Below are 7,374 nucleotides of genomic sequence, written 5' to 3'. Positions count from 1 at the left end.
GATGAATGTGCCACCCTCGTCTTTAGTTTGGGGAATAGCTTTCTTGAGGTTCCGCTGAATGAGTTTATCTCCCCACAGCAGTTACTCGAACCGTTACAACGCTCATCAACGGCGGGTTTGGGGGATGTCTGGCAGCATCTGATGAGCGAAAGCACCCATCCACCGCTCTATTTTTTGTTAAACCATCTCTGGCTGCAAGGGTTTCCCCAAGAGCAGCTTCTTTGGGCCAGTCGGGCCTTTTCGGCGTTGTGGGGCGCTCTGACGATTCCGGCGCTTTATGGCTTGGCGAAACGCTCTTTTGCTTCGGAAACGGTGGCTCAGTTGGCGGCGGCGTTGATGGCCTTGTCGCCCTTGGGGATTTTCTTGGCCCAGGAAGCACGCCACTATACCTTAGCTATTTTACTGGCGATCGCCTCGTTTTATGCCTTTACCTTAGCCATTGAAAGTTTGATACATAGCCATTCCCCGGCCCGCCAATGGCTCTGGGGTTGGACGTTTCTCTGGATTGTGGTTAATGGCTTGGGAATTGCCGTCCATTACTTTTTTGGTTTAGTTCCCCTCATTCAAGGACTGGTTTTAGGCAAACATTGGCTACAGGGATGGTTACACGAGCCAATTCCCCGCACCGCTAAACCCTGGCGAGGGGTAGGCGTGGCGGCGGTGGGAACGGCGGTGACTGGACTGGTTTGGCTGCCGGTTTGGGGACGATTTGCGGACAGTGATTTAACGGATTGGGTGACGGATGGCGACTTGGGTGTTTTTCCACCTCTGGGACGGACGATTTTATGGTTGGTGTCGATGGTGTTGATGGCGCCTCTGGATGCGTTGGTGTTCCCTCTTTGGTGGATTGTGATTACGGGATTGGTATTACTATTTATTCTCTGGAAACTTTGGCAGTTACTAGAGGTGTTTGCCCCGCACCATCCTCCTCAATCTAGGATTTGGCTGGAGGTGTGTCTTGTGGGACTTTTCCTATTTTTAGGAATTACCTATTTAACCGGTAATGATTTAACCTTAGCACCGCGCTTCTTTTTCCCACTGTTGCCGGTTGTGATTTTAATCCTTGCATCTGGCTTGGAGTCAGCCTGGAAACGTCAGCCAAAACACGTTTATATCCTCGCTGGAATTGCACTTTTAGGAAGTTTAAGTGTGGTGACCAATTTCAGTTATTTGCAACATCATCGCGGCGATCGCCTGGCGCAAGTTATCCGCCAAACCTCTGATGTACCGGTGGTTCTAGCCACAACGCACAAGCATCATGGACAGACTGGACGCTTGCAGTCCATTGCCTGGGACTTAGCTAAATTCAACTTTCCTCATCCGCAAATGTTTTTACTTGCCCATCCTAAACCCAGTTATTATCCAACTGATATTTTAGCACAAGAACTGCAAAACATACCACCTCCATTTGACGTTTGGTATATCAATTTTCATGCCCACAAATTAGGCGATCGCGGTGGACAATTCGACGCCAATGAACCCATTGGACAACGAGTTCCACGTCATCAACTTCCCAAAATCAATGGCTACCGTTATGACCTCGTTCGTTACCGTTAAGCCGTATGTCAAACATCCGCAGATTGGTTCAGAGACATGAGAACTTATCCCGAGTTCTCCTCATCGCCATCTTTTATAGTCTCGTCGCCTTATTGGGGATGCAACTGGCGGTCCTCCCCGGAGATGTGGCCACCGTCTGGGTTCCGGCGGGATTTAGCCTCGCAGTGACCCTCCTTTGGGGTCCCAAAGTCTGGCCAGGAATCCTCATCGGCGCGTTTAGCACCTATCCCATTCTCAACCCCAGTCCCGTGAATTTAGCCATTGGCGTTGTCACCGCCACGGGAAACACCCTAACGGCTCTGGTTGGCGCTCATTTAGTGCAACGCTTCACTCACCGTCCCTATCCCCTTCATCACACCAATCATGTCTTTCTCTTTATCATTTGGGGAGGACTCATCAGTCAACTCATCAGCGCAACCTTTGGGGTAACGGCGCTGTGGGTTGCACAATGGATTAGCGGCTCAGAATTTGGCCATGTGTTTCTCACCTGGTGGATAGCGAATGTGACGGGTGTGATTATTTATGCACCTTGTCTTTTGGTTTGGTTTACGCCAACTCAACAACGAAATACTAGGGGTATTAAGAATTTTTTAAGACAAAATTTATTAGAGATTTTAGCTTGGCTAATCTTAGCAGCTATTGTTGTAAAATTTGCCTTTTTTGAACAAGCGCCCATCGAATATCTAATGATGCCATTATTGGTGTGGGCGGTGTTTCGCTTCCCCGTCACCTGGACCACATCGGCGCTGGTGCTGACGACCTCTCTGGCGGTGATTGGAACGGTTCAAGGACGCAGTATTTTTGTCCGAGATAATCTCAATGCTTCGTTACTCTTTTTAGACTCGTTTATTGCTGTTATCTCCATTGCGGTTTTAGTGTTAATCGCTATCTTGAATGAACGAACTCAAGCGGTTTGTGACCTTAAAAATGCGAAACAAGACCTGGAAATTCGTGTTAAAGAGCGAACTCAAGAACTCTCAGACGTTAATCAACAACTCGAACAGCAACAACTCTATTTAAAACAGCAAGCTGACTCTTTAACCAATGCATTATCACAACTCAAACGAACCCAAGCTCAACTCATCCAGAATGAAACCATGACCGGGTTAGGTCAGCTTGTGGCGGGTGTCGCTCATGAAATCAATAATCCGATTGGATTTATCCACAGTAATCTCACCCCAGCTCAGGAGTATTTTGAGGATATCCTCAAATTGCTGTTACTCTATCAAGCTAAAACTCCAAAACCTGACCCTGAAATTTTAGAGTTTATGGAGGAGATTGACTTTGAGTTTCTGCAAGAGGATTTTCTGAAACTCATTACCTCGATGCGCTCTGGCTCAGAGCGTATCCAACGAATTGTCCTCAGTTTACGGAATTTCTCTCGTTTAGATGAGGCGGAACTAAAAGCCGTCGATATTCACGATGGCTTAGATAGCACGCTTTTGGTTTTGCAGCATCGTTTACGAGATGCAGGCTCTCCGTGTTCGATTCAAGTGGTTAAACATTATGGTCAATTGCCGAAAGTTGAATGTTTTGCAATTTATATCAATCAAGTTTTTATGAATATCATCAATAATGCGATTGATGGAATTTTAACCAGACAACAGACTGAAACGACTCCGATACAGGGAATAATTCAGTTGGAAACTCGTCTATTTAATGACTCTTTGGTGCAAATTCTGATTTCTGATAATGGAATTGGGATTAACCCCGAGCATCAGACGAGAATCTTTGAGCCGTTTTTTACCACTAAGGATGTGGGACAAGGAACTGGGTTGGGGTTGTATAATAGCTATGAAACGATTGTGACACAACATGGGGGAAGTCTCGTCTGTGATTCGACGCCAAATCAGGGGACTCGCTTTGAGATTACGTTACCTATTGGCAAGTGAACTCCCAGATATTATCCCGTGAGTTTACCTGATACAACGACCACAAAACGCTTTATAATACTGTAACTGAAAACCCGTCAAAGAACAATGGTAACCGAGTCGATTTCTGAACGTATTTCTGAACGTATTATTGTTGCCCTAGATGTCCCAGATTTAGAGACAGCAATTTCCCAAGTCGCTCAACTCCCAAATGTGCAATTTTGGAAAGTTGGGCTGGAACTTTTCATCAGTGCCGGTCCTCCCATTCTCGACCATCTCAAAGCACGAGACAAACGCATCTTTTTAGACCTAAAACTTCATGATATTCCCAATACCGTCGCCGGAGCCTGTCGCTCCGCCGCTCGCTACGGCGTGGACTTGCTGACCCTACACGCCACCGCCGGCCGGCCCGCCCTAAAAGCCGCTCAGCGGGCGCTAGAAGAGGGTGCAGCCGCCGCTGGACAGCCTCTACCGAGGGCGATCGCCATCACCCTCCTCACCAGCCTCAACGCCCGCGAACTGGCCTTTGACCTTCAGGTTCCCATCGAACTCCCCGAATATGCCCTGAAAATGGCTCTCTTAGCCCAGGAGTCCGGGTTAGCAGGAGCCGTTTGCTCCCCCCAGGAAGCCCAGCAACTGCGACAAATCTGCGGTCGTGAGTTCCTCCTTGTCTGCCCCGGTGTTCGTCCCTCCTGGGCGGTTTCAGGCGACCAACAACGGGTCATGACCCCCCAGGAGGCGTTGCAAGCGGGAGCCAACTATCTCGTGATGGGTCGCCCGATTACCCAGGCCGACGACCCCGCCGCTGCTTTCGATCGCATCTGCGAGGATCTCAGTTAAACTCTGAGTTCGGCTCAGTTCAACTGAATCGACTGAACTAAGCCCCCGGTTTTTTAACGTTGTAATCCTCATGAGATAGCACCGACTGGGGAATGACAAAGTCCCCATCATCTCGGCAAATCATGCGATAATTACGAGTGATGGGGATACTAATAATTTGGCGATCGTGTCTCATGCGCTTACCATTAAAGTCTCGATAACTTTGCTGTTGGGCTAAACCCGACATAATATCCCTAGCCTTTAAGACTACATATTGAGGGAGCGATCGCAAATCAATATCATCCTGCTCAAACGTCGCTTCCCAGGCTTTCTTTTCAAGTTGCTTTTGTTGCAGAGCTTGCCATTGTTTCTCTTGCTCACGTCGTTCCTGCTCACAGCGATGACAGGTTTTGCCATAGCCTTTATGTCCACAGGGAAATGTTTTTTTTCGTCGTTTAGCCATAAACCTCTTTAACGGGACTCTCTAGTTGGACGCCACTCTGATAGCGATACACAAACAATGACCAACAACCAACAAGAAAAGCGTATTCTCGTCTTAACTTGACTCGTGGCATCGGTTCGATATCATCGAGCTACTGCTATCCATCCCCTCATCATCACCGGTCAATGTCATTTAGCAACGTCATTTGGCAACATCATTTTGCAACGAATGGTTGCAAAATGCTTACCAAACTAATGCCCAGAAACAACTGAGTTGCCATTGAATTGCACCATGACATTGCTTAAGCTGATGGTCAGGATGCTGAGTAATTCTATTTTAAAGCAACATGAACCTCGACCTATTCTGCCCATGACATCCAACCCAGCCTTCAATCCCTCCTCCCCACGAACCATCTGGATTGCTCGCCATGGCCATCGCTACGATTTCCAATATCCCGAATGGTTTGAAACCGCTCCCCGACGCTATGACCCTCCCCTCTCGGAACTGGGATTGCAACAGGCCCAAGAACTCGCCGAGCGACTTGAGCGAGACGCAACACCGGGACAACTGACCATTTTTAGTTCCCCCTTCCGCCGTTGTGTCACCACGGCCCATGCGGTGGCCCAACAGTTAGAGGTTCCCCTTTATCTCGAATCAGGAATCGGCGAATGGCTCAATCCGGAATGGATGACAGAAAGGCCCGAAATCGCCTCTCCCGAGGAGTTACAGACGCAATTTCCCCGCCTTGACCTCAACTATCGCTCCCACCTCCATCCCCACTATCCCGAAGCCAGCGAACAGCAATGTTGGCGACGTTCCGGGGACACCGCTCGTCATCTGGTGGCTCAAACCTCGGGAGATATCCTCTTTGTCGGTCATGGAGCCACCGTCGCCGGGATGACCCAAGCACTGCTGAGTCAACCGGTCGAGATTCAGGCCGCCTGCTGTAGCTTAGTGCAGTTCACCGAGACTGACGGCGGTTGGCGTCTCGACCTCAAGGGAGACACCAGCCATCTGAGTCAGAGTGAAACCCAAGTCCGATTCAATTGAGCTGAGGCTTGGAGACAGATTTGAGCTTAAATTAGCTTAAATTAGCTTAAATTGAAAGGGAAACTCTATCGAGTCAAGTCTGTATGAGCGTTGTCCTCGCCGGTGATATTGGCGGAACCAAAACCATTCTACGATTAGTCAAAGTCACGCAAGACCAAGACTGTCCCCAATTGAAGCTGCTCCATGAGCAGAACTATCCCAGTCAGGACTATCCTGATTTGGTTCCCATTGTCAAAGCTTTTTTGCAAGAGGCCGATTACTCCGGCGAGGTGCGTCGGGCCTGTTTCGGGATTGCTGGCCCGGTGGTCCACAACAGCTCACAATTGACGAACCTCTCTTGGTCCTTAGACGGAACCCGCCTCGCGGACGAGTTGACCATTGAGGCGGTCACGTTGATTAACGACTTCGCCGCCATCGGCTATGGGGTTCTCGGACTTCAGCCTCAGGATTTACATGTGCTTCAGGAGGCCGACCCCAGCCAGAAACAGCGAACCGACGCGCCGTTGGCAGTTCTCGGGGCAGGAACGGGACTGGGGGAGTGTTTTCTCATTAGTCAGGGAAAACAGACCTATGTGGGGGCAACAGAGGGCGGACATAGCGATTTTGCACCCCGCACCCCCCTGGAATTTGACCTCTTGGATTATCTCAAAACCAGCCAGTCTCTGAAGCGAGTGTCGGTTGAACGGGTGGTGTCGGGCCAAGGGATTGTCTCAATTTATCAGTTTTTGTGCGATCGCCATTTCCAAAATCATCCGAACAAGGGTCAGATGCTGACGGCGGAAACTCCCGCCGCCGCCATTTCGAACGCCGCTCTCGATGAATCTGACGAGATTTCTCAGAAAACCATGGAGATGTTTGTCTCAGCCTATGGAGCGGAAGCGGGGAATTTAGCCCTAAAATTGTTGCCCTATCGAGGTCTTTATATCGCCGGAGGGATTGCTGCAAAAATCCTGCCACTTCTGCACCGCAATGATACCTTTATGACGGCGTATTTGGATAAGGGACGAGTGAGTCCGTTGCTCGAAGACATCCCGGTTGAGGTGGTTTTAGAGCCGAAGGTTGGCTTGATTGGTGCGGCGATTTGTGCTGACCAGAATGTTTGATATAAGGTCTGCAAGCAATCTCGTTAAATGGGGTGTTTGGTGTTCTCAATGATAGGGGTGAACGGTGTTCAGCGAGCTATGATCGAGGTGCTGTTCACCCCTAAAACCATTGATGGCACGACTTTTAAAGGTTAGTATTAAAAGTGGGTCTTCAGGATATACGGTGTGATTTGTTGCATTTGATACAAAATTGTAGGGGCGAAAAATTTTTCGCCCCTACTTCAATGCGGGACAAATTGCCAACGATCACTATCCCGTCTATGAGTTTATCTTTCATCGCACCCCTGACGATACCCTAGATTTACGGGTCAGTCAACGCTTTTATACCATTTTTCGAAATGCTTGCTATACATCTGACACTGAGGAGGGCGCACTGAGGAGGGCGAACAGCCATCCCCTCGGTGGGAGGCGTTAGGGGTGGGTTCCCCTCCAGACATCTATGGCACGACTTCTGAAAATTGGTATTACGAAAGTAATACGGGAGTCTGAAAGCCCCGTCAATTTATTGCGGGGATGAAAGACGACACGAGCG

General features: G+C 49.1%; 6 protein-coding genes. 5 read left to right on the top strand and 1 reads right to left on the bottom strand.

The features are described from left to right. From R6U67_RS06605 to pyrF, 3 genes are all read left to right on the top strand, one after another. Window positions 1-1,557 (top strand): phospholipid carrier-dependent glycosyltransferase (locus R6U67_RS06605; protein WP_410251806.1); only part of this gene is annotated, 1,557 nt, incomplete at its 5' end. 23 nt (window positions 1,558-1,580) lie between these two features. Continuing rightward, complete coding sequence (locus R6U67_RS06600) at window positions 1,581-3,449, top strand: MASE1 domain-containing protein (protein ID WP_410251805.1); 1,869 nt, start codon at window positions 1,581-1,583, stop codon at window positions 3,447-3,449. Between the two features lie 87 nt (window positions 3,450-3,536). Beyond that, window positions 3,537-4,268, top strand: coding sequence for an orotidine-5'-phosphate decarboxylase (gene pyrF / locus R6U67_RS06595; protein WP_410251804.1), 732 nt, complete (start codon window positions 3,537-3,539; stop codon window positions 4,266-4,268). Between the two features lie 37 nt (window positions 4,269-4,305). Here pyrF and R6U67_RS06590 read toward each other — a convergent pair whose 3' ends face one another. Next, entirely contained in the window at window positions 4,306-4,710 is a 405-nt protein-coding gene (locus R6U67_RS06590; RefSeq protein ID WP_410251803.1) for a hypothetical protein, read from the bottom strand. A 348-nt stretch (window positions 4,711-5,058) separates the two neighbouring features. On the opposite strand from R6U67_RS06590, the gene R6U67_RS06585 reads away from it, so the two are divergent. Together R6U67_RS06585 and R6U67_RS06580 are read left to right on the top strand one after the other, a co-directional pair. After that, a complete protein-coding gene (locus R6U67_RS06585) occupies window positions 5,059-5,739 on the top strand; it encodes a histidine phosphatase family protein (RefSeq protein WP_410251802.1) in 681 nt (226 codons plus the stop codon). Window positions 5,740-5,822: 83 nt separating this feature from the next. Then, window positions 5,823-6,842, top strand: coding sequence for a glucokinase (locus R6U67_RS06580; protein WP_410251801.1), 1,020 nt, complete (start codon window positions 5,823-5,825; stop codon window positions 6,840-6,842). Window positions 6,843-7,374 lie beyond the last annotated feature (532 nt).

Origin of the sequence: Sodalinema sp. (assembly GCF_046483825.1) — a bacterium.
In the GTDB taxonomy this organism is placed as follows: domain Bacteria; phylum Cyanobacteriota; class Cyanobacteriia; order Cyanobacteriales; family Geitlerinemataceae; genus Sodalinema.
Note: the sequence above shows the minus strand (reverse complement) of the source record. Positions and strands in the feature narration are given on the sequence as shown.